The 14978-nt window shown below is 67.0% G+C and carries 12 protein-coding genes and 1 tRNA gene; 9 read left to right on the top strand and 4 right to left on the bottom strand.

Annotated elements, in window-relative coordinates:
* Positions 1–7 precede the first annotated feature (7 nt).
* The 4 genes from ASC91_RS14060 (at position 8) to ASC91_RS14045 (ending at position 4674) form a co-directional block, all read left to right on the top strand.
* A complete protein-coding gene (locus ASC91_RS14060; RefSeq protein WP_056197736.1) occupies positions 8–1288 on the top strand; it encodes an aspartate kinase in 1281 nt (426 codons plus the stop codon).
* Between the two features lie 48 nt (positions 1289–1336).
* Positions 1337–1430, top strand: a tRNA-Ser gene (locus ASC91_RS14055).
* Positions 1431–1594: 164 nt separating this feature from the next.
* Positions 1595–2593: a tripartite tricarboxylate transporter substrate binding protein gene (locus tag ASC91_RS14050; protein ID WP_056197734.1), complete on the top strand. Its 999-nt coding sequence runs from the start codon at positions 1595–1597 to the stop codon at positions 2591–2593.
* A complete protein-coding gene (locus ASC91_RS14045; protein WP_056197732.1) occupies positions 2590–4674 on the top strand; it encodes a GGDEF domain-containing protein in 2085 nt (694 codons plus the stop codon). Before ASC91_RS14050 ends, ASC91_RS14045 begins: the two co-directional genes overlap by 4 nt.
* Here the strand turns inward: ASC91_RS14045 and fdhD are convergent.
* Positions 4665–5429, bottom strand: coding sequence for a formate dehydrogenase accessory sulfurtransferase FdhD (gene fdhD, locus ASC91_RS14040; RefSeq protein WP_056197730.1), 765 nt, complete (start codon positions 5427–5429; stop codon positions 4665–4667). The genes ASC91_RS14045 and fdhD overlap by 10 nt on opposite strands.
* A 38-nt stretch (positions 5430–5467) precedes the next feature.
* On the opposite strand from fdhD, the gene ASC91_RS14035 reads away from it, so the two are divergent.
* Positions 5468–6085: an FMN-binding negative transcriptional regulator gene (locus tag ASC91_RS14035; protein WP_056197727.1), complete on the top strand. Its 618-nt coding sequence runs from the start codon at positions 5468–5470 to the stop codon at positions 6083–6085.
* On the opposite strand, the gene ASC91_RS14030 is transcribed toward ASC91_RS14035, so the two are convergent.
* Both ASC91_RS14030 and ASC91_RS14025 read right to left on the bottom strand, forming a co-directional pair.
* The gene (locus tag ASC91_RS14030) at positions 6082–6897 is read right to left on the bottom strand and encodes a DUF72 domain-containing protein (RefSeq protein ID WP_056197725.1); all 816 of its coding nucleotides are present in this window, start codon (positions 6895–6897) and stop codon (positions 6082–6084) included. The two genes, ASC91_RS14035 and ASC91_RS14030, sit on opposite strands and share 4 nt — an antisense overlap.
* A gap of 69 nt (positions 6898–6966) precedes the next feature.
* Complete coding sequence (locus tag ASC91_RS14025) at positions 6967–8643, bottom strand: electron transfer flavoprotein-ubiquinone oxidoreductase (protein ID WP_056197723.1); 1677 nt, start codon at positions 8641–8643, stop codon at positions 6967–6969.
* A gap of 132 nt (positions 8644–8775) precedes the next feature.
* On the opposite strand from ASC91_RS14025, the gene ASC91_RS14020 reads away from it, so the two are divergent.
* Genes ASC91_RS14020 through ASC91_RS14010 form a run of 3 tightly spaced genes read left to right on the top strand, consistent with a single transcriptional unit; the run spans position 8776 to position 10597 of the window.
* The gene (locus tag ASC91_RS14020; protein ID WP_056197721.1) at positions 8776–9558 is read left to right on the top strand and encodes an SDR family oxidoreductase; all 783 of its coding nucleotides are present in this window, start codon (positions 8776–8778) and stop codon (positions 9556–9558) included.
* On the top strand, positions 9558–10181 hold the full coding sequence (locus ASC91_RS14015; protein WP_056197718.1) for a YceH family protein: 624 nt from the start codon (positions 9558–9560) through the stop codon (positions 10179–10181). The genes ASC91_RS14020 and ASC91_RS14015 overlap by 1 nt, the downstream gene beginning before the upstream one ends.
* Positions 10178–10597: a thioesterase family protein gene (locus ASC91_RS14010; RefSeq protein WP_056197716.1), complete on the top strand. Its 420-nt coding sequence runs from the start codon at positions 10178–10180 to the stop codon at positions 10595–10597. The genes ASC91_RS14015 and ASC91_RS14010 overlap by 4 nt, the downstream gene beginning before the upstream one ends.
* On the opposite strand, the gene ASC91_RS14005 is transcribed toward ASC91_RS14010, so the two are convergent.
* A complete protein-coding gene (locus ASC91_RS14005) occupies positions 10590–13292 on the bottom strand; it encodes a TonB-dependent receptor (protein WP_056197714.1) in 2703 nt (900 codons plus the stop codon). The genes ASC91_RS14010 and ASC91_RS14005 overlap by 8 nt on opposite strands.
* Before the next feature lie 167 nt (positions 13293–13459).
* Between ASC91_RS14005 and ASC91_RS14000 the strand changes: the two genes are divergently transcribed.
* On the top strand, positions 13460–14950 hold the full coding sequence (locus ASC91_RS14000) for a cyanophycinase (RefSeq protein WP_082532676.1): 1491 nt from the start codon (positions 13460–13462) through the stop codon (positions 14948–14950).
* The last annotated feature ends 28 nt before the right edge of the window (positions 14951–14978 follow it).

Below are 14978 nucleotides of genomic sequence, written 5' to 3'. Positions count from 1 at the left end.
CAAACACATGGCTCTGATCGTCCACAAGTACGGCGGCACCTCGATGGGGTCCACCGATCGCATCCGCAACGTGGCCAAACGCGTCGCCAAATGGGTGCGCGCCGGCCACCAGATGGTGGTCGTGCCCTCGGCGATGAGCGGTGAAACCAACCGCCTGCTCGGTCTGGCCAAGGAACTGTCACCGGCCAGCATGACGCCGGCCGTGATGCGCGAGATGGACGCCATCGCCGCCACCGGCGAGCAGGTCTCCGTCGGCCTGCTGGCCATTGCGCTGCAGGCCGAAGGGCTGGAAGCGGTCAGCTATGCCGGCTGGCAGGTGCCGGTGGCCACCGACTCGTCCTTCACCAAGGCCCGCATCGAGAGCATCGACGATGTCCGCGTGCGTGCTGATCTGGCCGCTGGGAAGGTGGTTGTCATCACCGGCTTCCAGGGCATCGACCCGGAAGGCCACATCACGACGCTGGGCCGCGGTGGTTCCGACACCTCGGCCGTGGCGATTGCTGCGGCGATGAAGGCTGCCGAATGTCTGATCTACACCGACGTGGACGGCGTCTACACGACCGACCCGCGCGTGGTGCCCGAGGCGCGGCGCCTGAGCACCATCACGTTCGAGGAAATGCTGGAGATGGCCTCGCTCGGCTCCAAGATCCTGCAGATCCGCTCCGTGGAGTTCGCGGGCAAGTACCGCGTGCCGCTGCGCGTGCTGTCCAGCTTCACACCCTGGGACATCGACATCACTGAAGAGGCGGCCTCCGGCACGCTGATCACTTTCGAACAAGAGGATGACAACATGGAACAAGCCGTCGTTTCGGGCATTGCCTTCAACCGTGACGAGGCCAAGGTGACGCTGCTCGGCGTGCCCGACAAGCCCGGCATCGCCTTCCAGATCCTGGGACCCGTGGCCGAGGCCAACATCGACATCGACGTCATCATCCAGAACGTCTCCCACGACGGCAAGACCGACTTCTCCTTCACCGTGCACCGCAACGACTACGCGCGCACGATGGAGCTGCTGCAGAACACGGTCGGCCCGGCCACCAACGCCAGCAAGGTCGTGGGCGACCCCAAGATCTGCAAGGTCTCCATCGTTGGTATCGGCATGCGCTCGCATGTCGGCGTGGCCAGCAAGATGTTCCGTGCGCTGAGTGAAGAGGGCATCAACATCCAGATGATCTCGACCAGCGAGATCAAGACCAGCGTCGTCATCGACGAGAAGTACATGGAGCTGGCCGTGCGCGCATTGCACAAGGCCTTCGACCTCGATCAGGAAGCCGCTACCGCGGCCTGATTTCTGTCTGAGATTGCTCCGCACTGGTATAGAATGCGGGGCTGTGCTGGAGACGTGACCGAGTGGCCGAAGGTGCTCCCCTGCTAAGGGAGTATTTGCGCTAAAACGCGAATCGAGGGTTCGAATCCCTCCGTCTCCTCCAAACACATCAAAGCCCGTCCTCGTGACGGGCTTTGTCTTTTCGGCGTTCAACAGGCGCTTTTGGGCGATTCGTCACGAATTGATCGTTTCAAGTCCAAATTTGCCAAATCTCCCGTTGATTCGGTTATTTATGATCGCCACGTGGCGGTCAAGACAATAAATCGGGTGAGGCAGGGCTTCGCTACCCTGCTGGTGCTTGCCGGGGCGCTGCTGGCCGCTGCGGCCGCGCGCGCCGTGCAGCCCATCACTCATGCTCTGCCGGTGTCGCCGACCACCGTCCGGCTTTTCGTGCCCTTCATGGCTGGCGGTGAGGCCGACGGCTCGGCGCGCAATTTCGTCCAGAGCGCGACACGCGTTGGCGGCGTGGGCTTCGAGATCGTCCATCTGACGGCTGAATCGGGCGCCGCAGCGGGGCGGGCTGTCAGGCAAGCCGCGCCCGATGGCCTGACGCTGTTGCTGGCTCGGGTGGGCAGCGTTGCCATCCTGCCGGCGCTGTCGCCACGCACGGCCGCGCCATTGAGTGACTTCACGGTGTTGGCCGTGCTCGACCAGGCGCCGCTCATCTGCGCCGTTCGCAGCGGCACGCCCATTGTGTCCATGCGCGAGTTGCTGGCAGCCATCGCCGCGACGCCAGCGCAGTTGCGCTACAGCACGAGCGGTGCCGGCACCCTGCAAAACCTGGCCGTGCGCTATCTGTTGGCATTGAACGGCCTGCCGGGCGACGCGGCCAAGCCGGTGCATTTCGGCCAGGACTCACTGGCCACCCAGGCCCTGCTCAACGGCGAGGTGGATTTCAGCTGCAACACCGCGCGCAGCATCATGCCGGCCGTGCAGTCGGGCGCCCTGCGTGGATTGATGACGACGGCCCACGGGCGGCTGAGGTCGCTGCCGCAACTGCAGAACGCCGCCGAGCTCGGCCTGCGCGATATGCAGCAGTTGCAGGGCTGGTCGGCGCTGCTCGGGCCGGCGGGCATGCCGGCCGAGGCCGTTCTGCGCTGGCGCGCACTGCTCGACAAGGTCGCTGCTGAGCCCGAGTGGCAGGCCGGCACCGAAGCGCTGAGCGCGTCGGCCCGCATCCACGCAGTCAAGGACCCGACGCAGTACTTGCGCCAGCAGGGGCAGTTCTACGAGCGCCTCGTGACGACGCTGGAGGCCCGGCCATGAGCCTGGGCAGTCCCTCGCGCCGTCGACTCTGGCCCTGGATCGTGGACGCGGCGCTGGTCGTGCTCATCTTGGTGATGGGCCTGGCAGGTAGCGTGGGCGCCTACCGCTCGCTGGCGCTGAAGGCTGCGGGCCAGCAGCGCGAGCTGTTGAACGCGATGGGGCAGAGCGTCGTCGGCGCCTTTGATCTGCAATTGGTGAGGGTGGTGGAGACGCTGCAGGCGGCCAGCCGGATGTTGTCGGCCCAACCAGGGCTGACGCGCGCTCAATTCGCACGCTATGGCGCCGGCTTGGTCACCGATTCCTCGGCCCTGACCCTGCTGGAGTGGCAGCCCGTCGTGCCGCATGCGCAGCTGGCTGAGTTCGAGAGGCAGGCGAATCTGGAGCAACCGGGCTATCGCGTCGTCGAGCCGGCGCCGCAATACCAGGGCGATGGGCTCATCGCCGCGCGCGAGCGCGACATGCATGTGCCGGTGCGCTATTCCTGGCCCGAGAACGGCTCCGCCGTCGGTGTGGACATGGCCTTCGACCCGCGCCGCATGCGCTCCAAGCTGCTCGCCCGCGATGCCGGCGTGCCCATCGCGTCCGAGACATTTCCGTTGATCCGGCTTGGCCAGCAGGCGGCCGCCATCAGCGGCTTCGCGGTGTCCGCGCCGGTCTACCGGATCTCGCAGCCGACGGGCGTCGAGGCGCGTCGCCGCGAGCTGACGGGTTTCCTGGCCGGCGTCATCGAGCTGCCGACGCTGATGGCCGAGGCGGCGCTGCGGGCCGACGCCAATGGCCTGGATGTCTTCGTCTTCGACCAGGAGGAGAAGCACCGGCTCATCTATTCATCGGCCGGCAGTGAACCCTTCCAGTCCGACGAGCGCGACACGGCGCTGAGCATCGACGTGGGCGGGCGCCCCTGGCAACTGGTGCTCAGGCCCCGGCCCGGCGTGCTGGCTGGGGAAGGTGACAGAACACCGCTACTGGTCCTGGCCGCAGGCAGCCTGGCAAGCCTGCTCGTCGCGTTGGCGGTGGCGCGCAGCCTCGTCGTCAGGCGCCGCCTGGAGCGGACCGAGGCTGACCTGGCCGAGGATCGCCAGCGCATGGCCAATGTGCTGGACGGCACGGCGGCCGGCACCTGGGACTGGCATATCGACACCGGCCGGCTCGACATCAACGAGCGTTGGGCCCGGATGCTGGGTCGCAGCCGCGCCGAACTCGAACCTGTGACGAGCACGACCTGGGAAAGACTCTGCCATCCCGGCGACCTCATCGAGTCCAACCTGGCGATGAAGCGCCATTTCAGCGGTGCGGACGAGCGCTACACCGCCGAGTTCCGCATGCGCCATGCCGAGGGCCACTGGGTCTGGGTGCAGAGCAACGGCAGCGTCTTCGAGCGTGACGCCCAGGGGCGCCCGCTGCGATTGGCCGGCACGCACATGGACATCTCCCGCCGCAAGGCTGACGAGCAGCGGCTGTATGACGATGCCCGCGCCCTGGAGGCGGCAAACCGCCAGTTGCGCGACCTGGCCATCGTCGACGCCCTGACCGGCGCCTTCAACCGGCGTCATTTCAATGATGTCTGCCTGGCCGCCCTGGCCGGCGCCCAGCGCGGCCAGGCCGTGGCCTTGTGCATGCTCGACGTGGATCATTTCAAGGCCTACAACGACCGCTACGGCCACCAGGCCGGCGATGCCGTCCTCAAGGCCCTGGCGCAGACGCTCAAGGACTCCCTCAAGCGCTCGACCGATGCGCTGTTCCGCCTGGGCGGCGAGGAGTTCGGCGTGATCTTCTCGGCCACGTCGGCCGAGACGGCCGAGCATTTCGTCAGCCAGCTCAGCGCTGCCCTGCACGCCCTGGCTCTGCCTCACGAGGGCAGCCCTCAGCGCGTTGTGACCGCCAGCTTCGGCCTGGCCTGGTGGGCCGCGCCGAGCTCCAACCTGACGCCGGAGGCCATGTACGCCGCGGCCGACGACGCCTTGTACGAAGCCAAGCGCTGTGGGCGCGATCAGGTCGTCATGCGCTGCTTCCTGGCCGGCGAAGGCGAAGGCGAAACCCGAACGTCAGAGCCGATGGCGCTGAGCGGCCGTCAGGCGTAGCGCGTCGCGCGGCCCTCGCGCACGAAGGCCCAGAGCTCCAGCCCCAGGCCGCGCGCCGTCGCGATGGCCAGGCTGCTGGGGGCCGACATGCAGGCCAGCAGGCCGACGCCGGCCATCGCCGTCTTGTGCACGAGCTCGAAGCTGGCTCGGCTGGACATCAGCACGAAGCCCTTGCGTGCGTCGGCATCGCAGCGGGCGAGGGCGCCGGTCAGCTTGTCGAGTGCGTTATGGCGGCCGATATCCTCGCGCACCAGCAGCAGTTCACCGCTGGGCAGGCACCATGCCGCACCGTGCAGGCCACCGCAACGCGCATTCAGCACCTGGGCGGCGGGCAGGGCGGCCAGCGCCCGGTCCAGCGCCTGCGGGGCCAGCGTTGGCGCGCTGACAGCAGCGGGTTGCAGCGCGCCAAGCAGGGCCAGGCTTTCGACGCCGCACAGGCCGCAGCCGGTGCGGCCTGCCAGGGTGCGCCGGCGCACCTTCAGGCGCTGCTCGCAGGCGGCGGTCACCGTCAGGGCCAGTTCGATGCCTTCGGGCCGGGTCTCGATCTCGACGTCCAGCAGTTCGCGCCGCGACGTGAACCAACCTTCCGCGAGGCCGAAGCCGAGGGCGAAGTCCTCCAGATCGGCCGGCGTGGCCAGCATGACGGCCTGCGAGATGTCGTTGACCGTCAGCGCCACGGGCACCTCGGCGGCGACCTCTTCGTCAGTCGCCGTATTCAGGGGTTTCAATGTCCGCAGCGCGGCCTCGGTTTGCATGGCGGCGATGATAGAAGCCTCGTTTTGCTGGAGCCACCGTGTACCTGCCCGCCCATTTCAAGTCTGCCGACCTCGACCATGCATTGCGCCTGATCGCCGAGCATCCGCTGGCCTTGCTGATCGGGCCGGATGCGCAGGGCGAGAGCTTCGGCAGTCATCTGCCGCTGGTCGTCGTGCCGCAGCAGGACGGCCTTGTGCTGGAAGGCCATATGGCACGCGCCAATCCGCACTGGGGTTGGCTGTCACAGCAGAAGAGCCTGCTGGCCGTCTTCAGCGGCCCGAGCGCCTACATCAGCCCGAGCCACTATGACGCGGTGCAGAACGTGCCGACCTGGAACTATGCGGCCCTGCATGCCTATGGCGACATCGAGTTGATCGACGGCCAGGTCGACAAGGATGGGCTGCTGAAGCGGCTTATCGGCCGCTTCGAGCCCGAGTACGCCGAGCAGTGGCGCGGCCTCAACGAGGACTACCAGCGCAAGCTGCTGGGTGCCATCGTCGGCTTTCGCATCCGCGTGACGCGCTGGGAGCTCAAGCTCAAGATGAGCCAGAACCGCGCGGCGGTGGAACGCCAGCGCATTCGCGAGGCGCTCGCGGCCTCCGAGCGGGCCGAAGAACGCGCTACGGCTGAATGGATGACGCGATTGGAGGCCTAGACAGGGACCTCTTCGCCCAGCGCCCGGCGCAGCGCCATCGCGGCATGCGGCGCCCGCTCCTTGGCACCGCTGATGAAGTAGACGAAGACATCGCGCGGCGCCGTGCTCGCCGTGGGTGCGGGTTCGATGCGCGGCACGCCCTCGGGCTCGCCGCCCTCGCTCCAGATGCGCGCCGACCCAGCCAGTTGCGGGAAGACCTCGGGCTTGCAGCCCAGCGCCTCTTCCGAGTGCGTGCGCATGATGCGCGTGTAGACGAAGTCGCCCGTCGGCTCGGCAATCGGCGGGTAGTCGTCGGACTCGGTGAACACCGTCGCGGCCTTGTACTGGCGGGCCAGCGCGAGGTATTCGGGGCACTGGAAGCTGGCATGGCGCACGTCCAGTGCATGGCGCAGCTTCAGGCCATCGACTTGAGCAGGCAGCAGTTCCAGGAAGGCCGTCAGATCGCCAGCGTCGAAGCGGTGCGTCGGCGCCAACTGCCAGACGATGGGCCCGAGCTTGTCGCCGAGCTCGGCGATGCCGCTGTCGATGAAGCGCTTGATGGAGTCCGCCCCGTCGGCCAGCACGCGGCGCTGGGTCGCGAAGCGGATGGCCTTGAGCGAGAACATGAAGCCGGCGGGTGCCGTATCGCGCCACTTGGCGAAGGTGGCGGGCTTCTGCGCGCCGTAGTAGGTGCTGTTGATCTCGATGGCCGTGAGGCGTTGGCTCGCATATTCCAGCTCACGGGCCTGCGGCCAGCCCTTGGGATAGAAGTTGTCGCGCCAGGGCTCGAAGTTCCAGCCGCCGATACCGACCCTGATGGTTCCGTTGCTCACGCCGACTCCTGGCTGATGGCTGTATGAAAAAACAGTCTATCGGCCAGGGTGCTTGCATTGCAAGAGGGCTTACATGCCCGCGTAGTTCGGCCCGCCGCCGCCCTCGGGCGTGACCCAGACGATGTTCTGCGTCGGGTCCTTGATGTCGCAGGTCTTGCAGTGCACGCAGTTCTGCGCGTTGATCTGCAGCCGCTCGCCGCTGCCGCCCTCGTTGGGCACGAACTCGTAGACGCCCGCCGGGCAGTAGCGGCTTTCGGGGCCGGCGTATTTGGCGAGGTTGACCTGCACTGGTACCGAGTTGTTCTTCAGCGTCAGGTGGGCGGGCTGGTTTTCCTCGTGGTTGGTGTTGGAGATGAACACCGATGAGAGGCGGTCGAAGGTCAGCTTGCCATCGGGCTTGGGGTAGCTGATGGGCTTGCATTCGGCGGCCGGGCGCAGCGACTGGTGATCGCCCTTGTGGTTGTGCAGCGTCCAAGGTGGGTTGTTGATGCCGAGCTTGGGCAGCAGCCACTGCTCGATGCCCGTCATCAGCTGGCCGGTCGTCTTGCCCTTCTTGAACCAGAGCTTGAAGTTGCGCGTCTGCTGCAGTTCCTCGTTCAGCCAGCTCTTCTCGAAGGCTTCGGGGTACGCGGCGAGCTCGTCCTGGGCGCGGCCGGCGTCCAGCGCGGGTGCCAACGCCTCGGCGGCCAGCATGCCGCTCTTGATGGCTGCGTGGCTGCCCTTGATGCGCGCGGCATTCAGGTAGCCGGCATCGCAGCCGATCAGGCAGCCGCCCGGGAACACCGTCTTGGGCAGGGCCTGCGGCGTGCCGTTGTTGATGGCGCGGGCGCCATAGCCGATGCGCTTGCCGCCTTCGATGTGGGCGCGGATGGCCGGATGGGCCTTCCAGCGCTGCATCTCTTCAAACGGGCTCATGAAGGGGTTGTCGTAGTCCAGGCCGATGACGAAGCCCAGCGTGACCTTGTTGTTTTCCAGGTGGTAGAGGAAGCCGCCGCCGAAGGTGTCGCCCTCCATCGGCCAGCCGGCCGTGTGCACGACCTTGCCGGGTTGGGCCTTGTCCGCCGGAACCTCCCACAGCTCCTTCACGCCGATGGCGTAGGTCTGCGTGTCCTTGCCTTCGGTCAACTTGAACTTCTCAAGCAGTTGCTTGCCCAGATGGCCGCGCGCGCCTTCGGCAAACACCGTGTACTTGCCGAGCAGTTCCATGCCGAGCTGGAAGTGGTCGGTCGGCTCGCCGTCCTTGCCCAGGCCCATATTGCCGGTGGCCACGCCCTTCACACGGCCCTGTTCGTCGTACAGCACCTCGGCGGCGGCGAAGCCCGGGAAGATCTCGATGCCCAGGCCTTCCGCCTGCTGCGCCATCCACTTGACGACGTCGGACAGGCTGATGACGTAGCAGCCGTGGTTGTGGAAATTGCGAGGCACGAGCCAGTCGGGCGTGCGCTGGCTGCCCGTCTCGGACAGAAACAGCACGTCGTCGCCGGACACGGCCTGGTTCAGCGGCGCGCCGAGTTCCTTCCAGTTCGGGAACAGCTCCTCCATCGCACGCGGGTCCATCACGGCGCCCGACAGGATGTGGGCGCCAGGCTCAGAGCCCTTCTCCAGCACGACGATGTTGGCATCGGGCTTGAGCTGCTTCAGGCGGATGGCCGTAGCCAGGCCGGCCGGGCCGCCACCGACGATGACCACGTCGTATTCCATGGACTCGCGGGGGCCGAACTGGGCGAGGATCTCTTCGGACGTCATGCAGGTTCTCCGTCAGCTTTTGAATTGCGCGCGATTCTAGAGAGGCTGGATTGCGAATCGAACGATCGTGCTTTTTTAGGTTGGGCGGTCTAGACCGGTAGGATGGACGCAACCCACTCGGAAGGCAGTCCCATGAGTTACTCCATCAATCTCGAAGGCCGCGTGGCCTTGATCACCGGTGCGTCCAGCGGCCTGGGCGCGCAATTCGCCAGGACCCTGTCCCAGGCCGGTGCCTGCGTCGTGCTGGCGGGCCGGCGAGTCGAGCGGCTGAAGGACCTGCGCGCCGAAATCGAGGGCAATGGCGGTGACGCCCATGTGGTGCAGCTGGACGTGACCGACGTGGCCAGCATCAAGAGCGCGGTGGCCCACGCCGAGACCGAAGTCGGCACGCTGGACATCCTGATCAACAACTCCGGCGTGTCCACGACGCAGCGCCTCACCGACGTCACCGAGAACGACTACGACTACGTGATGGACACCAACACGCGCGGCGCCTTTTTCGTCGCGCAGGAGGTGGGCAAGCGCATGCTGGCCCGCGCGCGCGGCTCGGCGCCGGGCACCTTCATCGGTGGGCGCATCGTCAACGTCGCGTCCATGGCCGGCCTGCGTGTGCTGGGCCAGATTGGCGTCTATGCGATGAGCAAGGCCGCGGTCATCCACATGACGCGAGCGATGGCGCTGGAGTGGGGCCGCTACGGCATCAACGTGAACGCCATCTGCCCGGGCTATATCGACACCGAGATCAACCACCACCACTGGGGCACCGAGCAGGGCAAGAAGCTGGTCGACATGCTGCCCAGGAAGCGCGTCGGCCAGCCGAAGGATCTGGATACGTCACTGCTGATGTTGTGCGCCACCGAAAGCCATTTCATCAACGGTGCAGTGATCCAGGCTGACGACGGCTTCGGAGTTTGATGTTGAAGCGAGACCTGACCCCGCTGGAGGCCCGCGTCCTCGCCGTTCTTGTCGAGAAGGAAAGCACCGTGCCGGACAGCTATCCGCTGTCCGCCAATGCGTTGACCGCGGGCTGCAACCAGAAGACGGCGCGCGACCCGGTCATGGACGTCAGCGAGGCCGAGGTGCTGGCCACCGTGGAAGAGCTGAAGGCGCTGCACCTCGTCAATACGGTCAGCGGCAGCCGCGTCGTGCGCTACGAGCACAACTTTGCGCGCGGCATGGGCGTGCCCGGCGCCGCGATGGCGCTGCTGACCCAGCTGATGCTGCGCGGCCCGCAGACGGCGGCGGAACTGCGGCAGAACACCGAGCGGCTGCACCGCTTTGCCGATGTGTCGTCGGTGGAGGGCTTTCTGGAGGAGCTGTCTGAGCGCGAGCAGCCGATGGCCGTCAAGCTGCCCAAGGCGCCCGGCGCCCGCGAGGCGCGCTGGGCGCATCTGCTGTGCGGGCCGGTGGCGTCGTTCGAGCAGGCCGCGGCGGTGGGTCAACCTCGCGATGAAGAGATCGCCTTGCTGCGCGCCGAGGTCGCCGCGCTGCGCAGCCTCGTCAACCGCATCGCCGCTGACCTCGGCATCACGCCGTGAGGTATCTCGTCCCTGTCGACAAGAAGCTCACCTATGAGGTGCGCATTCCCATGCGCTGGGGCGACATGGATGCGATGGGCCACATCAACAACACGCTGTATTTCCGCTACCTGGAGATCGCGCGTGTGGACTGGCTGACGCAGATCGGCGCCGCGCCCAATCCGGGCGGGCAGGGGCCGGTCATCGTCAACGCCTTCTGCAACTTCTATCGCCAGCTTAAATGCCCGGGCGAGGTGCTGGCCAGGCACTACGTCAGCGACGCGGGCCGCACCAGCTTCGAGACCTGGATCACGCTGGAGCGCGCCGACGAACCCGGCGTCATCTGCGCCGAGGGCGGCGCGACGACGCTGTGGTTCGACGCCCAGACCGACAAGGCCATTGCCCTGCCGGACTGGGTGAGAAACCTCGTCACCTGAAGGCGTACTTCAAGCTGGCGTAGATGTAGCGCCCGCGCGAGTCGGTGTAGCTCGGGTCGTAGCCGGACAGGAAGAACCAGGCCTGCTGCGAGAACGGCGGCGCCTTGTTGAGCATGTTCTGCACGCCGACGCGCAGGGTCGTCGACTTGCTGGCCTCCCAGCCTGCCGACATGTTCCACAGCGAATAGGCCGACACCTTGCGATCGGGCTTGCCGATGATGTGCTGGTCGTTGTAGCCCTGCAGATAGCTGTTGGACAACGTCATAGACACGGGGCCAGTTTCCCAATCCAGGCTGACCGTGTGGCGCCAGCGCTGCACGACGCCGTCGTTGATGAAGACGCCCAGGTTGCTGACAAAGGGGTCGCCGTCGCCGGTCTGCTGCTGCGACTTCAGCGTCAGCGTGCCGTTGATGCGCAGGCCGAACTGCCCGAAGTCGGTCTTCAGGCCGCTCAGGTTCACGCCAAGGTCCAGGCCGGAGATGCGCTGCTTGCCGCGGTTCTCCTTGAAGAGGTCGACGGCCTCGATGGCGTCGTCTTCATCGCGGTGGACCAGGCTGCCGTACTTGGCCAGGTTGCCCAGGATGACGTCCACGCCCAGTGTGCTGATCAGGTTGGTCTTCTCGATGTTCCAGTAGTCGGCATTGAGGCTGACGCCGCGCCGGGGCTCGAAGACGATGCCCAGCGAGAACTGGCGCGATTTCTCGGGCTTGAGCTTGGCATTGCTGAAGTTGCGCGTGACCCAGATGTCCGAGCAGTCGGTGGGCGTATTGGTGGGGTCGGCTGCCAGGCAGACCGGGTCCACCAGCGTGGCCGAATTGCCTTCGGTGACGGGGCGGTACAGGTCCGACAGGCTGGGCGCGCGGAAGCCCCTGCCGATCGAGGCGCGCAGCAGCAGCTCCGGCATCGGCACGTATTTCAGGCCCAGCTTGGGGCTGGCTGCGCCGCCGCTGACCTGGTAGTGCTCATAGCGCAGCGCGGCCGACAGCTCCAGCTGCTTGGTGATGGGCGCGCTGAGCTCGCCGAACACGGCACCGACCTTGCGCGACTTGCCGAAGTCGGAGTCGGGGCCTTGCGTGGTCTCGCCGAGGATGAGGTCCTGCTTGAGCGCGTCGGACTGGTGGTAGTTCTGCTTCTCGCGCCGGTACTCGCCGCCGATGGCCACGGCCAGGTCGCCGCCCGCCAGCTTCGTCAGCGCCTTGGAGGCCTTGAAGTCCAGGCTGTCCATGTTGCCGGTGGCGTGGCGCACCTCGCCGCGGATCTGCGACTTCTCATACAGCGCCAGGCCGGCGGCGCTGGAGGGGCCAAAGGCATTCAGCGTGCCATTCGCGAAGCCGTCCAGGATCATCTGCTCGTTCAGGTAGCCCTGGAAGTCCCGGTCGGAGACCTTGCTGGTGCTGTGGTTCAGTGCCCACTCATAGTCCCAGCCGCTCACCAGGCCGGTCATGCCGGCCACGACCCGCTGGGTGGTCGACACCAGCTCGCTGGTGCGCAGGCCGGCTTCGGACAGGCGGGTGCGCACGGTGATGATGCGTTCCTCGTCGTCGGCGTCCAGACTGTTCAGCGCGCTGCCTGCAAAGGCCGGCACGCGCGACACGTCCATGTCGGCGTCCACGCGGTTGGGCGTGCCGGTGTAGAGGGTGCGAGCCCTTGCCAGCGACACCTCGGCAAAGGCCTGGTGGCCGCCACCGAGGTTGAAGATGCCGCGGCCGAAGATGCTGCTTTTCTTCGACTTCGGATACAGCTCGATATCGCGCATGTAGTCAAAGGTGCAACCGTCCGCGCCACCAATGCCGTCAGGCAGGTAGAGGCTGGCGGGCGGGTTGCAGCCCGCGGCGGCGGCCGGGTTGACGGTCTTGGAGTCGATGACCGTGCTGCCGTTGCTGCTGTAGCCCTCGCCGATCAGCGTGTCGCGCTGGTAGTTGGACAGCCGGATATTGCCGGGGAAGCTCGCGCTGGACAGCAGGTCTGGCAGCCGGCCGGGGATGTCCAGGTCCTTGATGAACTGGCGCTTGGACGCGTTCAGGCTGCTGGTCTTCTGCACGTCCAGTACACCGAAGACATTGAAGCCGTCGCGACCGAAGTCGCCGAAGCCACCGGCCACGGTCGCCGAGCGCTTGGCCGCGCCGTGGCCTTCGGTGGTGCTGCCGGCCAATGCGTTGATTTCGATGCCGGAGAAGTCCTTGCGGGTGATGAAGTTGATGACGCCGCCGATGGCGTCCGAGCCGTACAGCGACGAGGCGCCGTCGAGCAGGATCTCGACGCGCTGGATGGCGGCGGCCGGGATGCTGTTCAGGTCCACGCCGGCCGCGTCGCCGGGCGAGGCGAAGTTGGCCACGCGCCGGCCGTTCAGCAGCACGAGGGTGGACGACACGCCCAGGCCGCGCAGGTTGGCGGCGTTGAAGCCCATCTGGTCCCGGAAGCCGCCATAGGCCACGCTGCCGCCGTCGGTCAGGTTGTTGGCGCTGGCGCTGATGCGGGCGATCAGCTCGGCGGCCGTCGTCACGCCGGCCTTGTCGATTTCGCCCCGCGTGATGACCTGCACCGGCAGCGCTGTCTCGCCCTCGATGCGCTTGATCGCCGTGCCGGTGATCTCGACGCGCTCCAGCGTCGACTGGGCCTGGGCAGCGCAGCTCAGCGCAAGCAGGGCCGCTGCAGCAGCAGTGACGGCAATGCGGGAAGGGCAGGGGGTTTTCATGGGCGGCTCTCCGTGGTTCGGGCGAGTCTAGGCACGGCGGCGCTAGCTGCCGGGCTCCAAGCCGGCGATTCGTCTCGTGCGCGCCACGCCCTCGTCGTTCGAATTAGGGGCGAACGGTCATCGGCGCTCTGTCATCATGCGCGGTCTGACCAAGGAGGGGTGTGGGCATGAGGGCATGGATCTGGGCCGGTGTGGCGGCAATGGCGGCAGCCATGGGCGTACAGGCGGCTCCGCCGGCGACGGCACCGGCGGCGAGCGCGCCGCAAGGCTTCAGGCTGCTGCGTCCGTCGGCGCCGGCCTCGGCATCGGCATCGGCACCACGCGCTGCGGCACCGGCGCCCGCCAAGGCCGCGTCGGCCGTTCAAGCCGGTCCGGCACAGGCCTCAGGGGCGCTGCAGCCGCTGCCCGAGTCCGAGCCCGCCATCCGCGGCTATGCCGTGCCTATCGGCGGCGCGCTGAAGGCCGACAACGAAGAGGTCTGGCAACGCATCGTTCAACTGGCCGGCGGCAAGGGCGCGCGCTTCGTCGTTTTCGGCACAGCCAGTGAGGATCCCGAGGCCAGCGCCAAGCAGATCGTGGATCTGCTGCAGCGCCGAGGCGCCGTGGCCGAGGCCTTGCCGGTGGCGCCCAAGTTCCTGTGGGTGGACCTGAGCAAGGTCGTGCGCGACCCGGCCCTGATCGCCAAGGTCAAGGCCGCCAAGGGCATTTTCTTCACGGGCGGCGTGCAGGAGCGCATCGTCGATGTGCTGCAGCCCGGTGGCCAGAGCACGCCCATGCTGGAGGCGATCTGGGACGTCTACCGCAAGGGCGGCGTCATCGCCGGCACTTCCGCCGGTGCGGCCATCATGAGCACCGTGATGTTCCGTGACCCGCCCAGCAACATCAACATCCTCAAGGGCCGCTTTTCGGATGGCAAGCAGATCGATCGCGGGCTGGGCTTCGTCGGCCCTCATCTGTTCGTCGACCAGCATTTCCTCAAGCGCGGCCGCTTCGGCCGCATGATCCCGCTGATGATGGCCAAGGGCTACAAGCTCGGCCTGGGCGTGGACGAGAACACCGCCGCCATCATCCGCGGTGACGAGATCGAGGTCATCGGCGACCGCGGCTGTCTGGTCGTGGACCTCACCGAGGCCAAGAGCGATCCCTCGCTGGGCGCTTTCAACGTGCAGGGCGCTCGCCTGTCCTACCTCGAGCACGGCGACCGCTACCACCTGCGCGCGCGCTCGGCGACGCCGTCGGCGCCCAAGCTGCGCGGCGAGTTGCACGACGCCGAGTCGCCTAACTTCAAGCCGAGCTACATCGACGATGTCTTCCACCTCGACATGATGGGCGACTCGACCATCTCCAACGCGATGACACGCCTCATCGACAGCGTGCGCAAGGAGGTCAAGGGCCTGGCCTTCGACGTGCTGCCGCGCACCAACGACCCGCTGGCCGAGCTCGGCTTCCTGTTCCGCCTCTACAAGGGCTCGGACTCGCTGGGTTGGAGCACCGAGGAATTCGGCGGCGAACAGTTCACGGTCACCAACCTCTACCTCGACATCAGCCCCGTGCGCCTGCCGATGCCGCTGTATGGCGGCTGGTCAGGGCCGCCCAAGCCTGCGGCCAGCCTGCCCGCCACGAGCGTTCCCGCAGCGTCGGCGCCCTCGGGCCAGTGAATCGGCAGCCGGTTGCAGCGCTTGGTCA

The organism is Pelomonas sp. Root1237 (assembly GCF_001425055.1).
In the GTDB taxonomy this organism is placed as follows: domain Bacteria; phylum Pseudomonadota; class Gammaproteobacteria; order Burkholderiales; family Burkholderiaceae_C; genus Pelomonas.
Note: the sequence above shows the minus strand (reverse complement) of the source record. Positions and strands in the feature narration are given on the sequence as shown.

Coding starts and splice junctions, on each gene's coding strand:
- ASC91_RS14020 (WP_056197721.1), top strand. CDS start 8,776: ATGAGTTACTCCATCAATCTCGAAGGCCGCGTGGCCTTGATCACCGGT.
- ASC91_RS14005 (WP_056197714.1), bottom strand. CDS start 13,292: ATGAAAACCCCCTGCCCTTCCCGCATTGCCGTCACTGCTGCTGCAGCG.
- ASC91_RS14000 (WP_082532676.1), top strand. CDS start 13,460: ATGAGGGCATGGATCTGGGCCGGTGTGGCGGCAATGGCGGCAGCCATG.
- fdhD (WP_056197730.1), bottom strand. CDS start 5,429: ATGCAAACCGAGGCCGCGCTGCGGACATTGAAACCCCTGAATACGGCG.
- ASC91_RS14015 (WP_056197718.1), top strand. CDS start 9,558: ATGTTGAAGCGAGACCTGACCCCGCTGGAGGCCCGCGTCCTCGCCGTT.
- ASC91_RS14060 (WP_056197736.1), top strand. CDS start 8: ATGGCTCTGATCGTCCACAAGTACGGCGGCACCTCGATGGGGTCCACC.
- ASC91_RS14045 (WP_056197732.1), top strand. CDS start 2,590: ATGAGCCTGGGCAGTCCCTCGCGCCGTCGACTCTGGCCCTGGATCGTG.
- ASC91_RS14025 (WP_056197723.1), bottom strand. CDS start 8,643: ATGACGTCCGAAGAGATCCTCGCCCAGTTCGGCCCCCGCGAGTCCATG.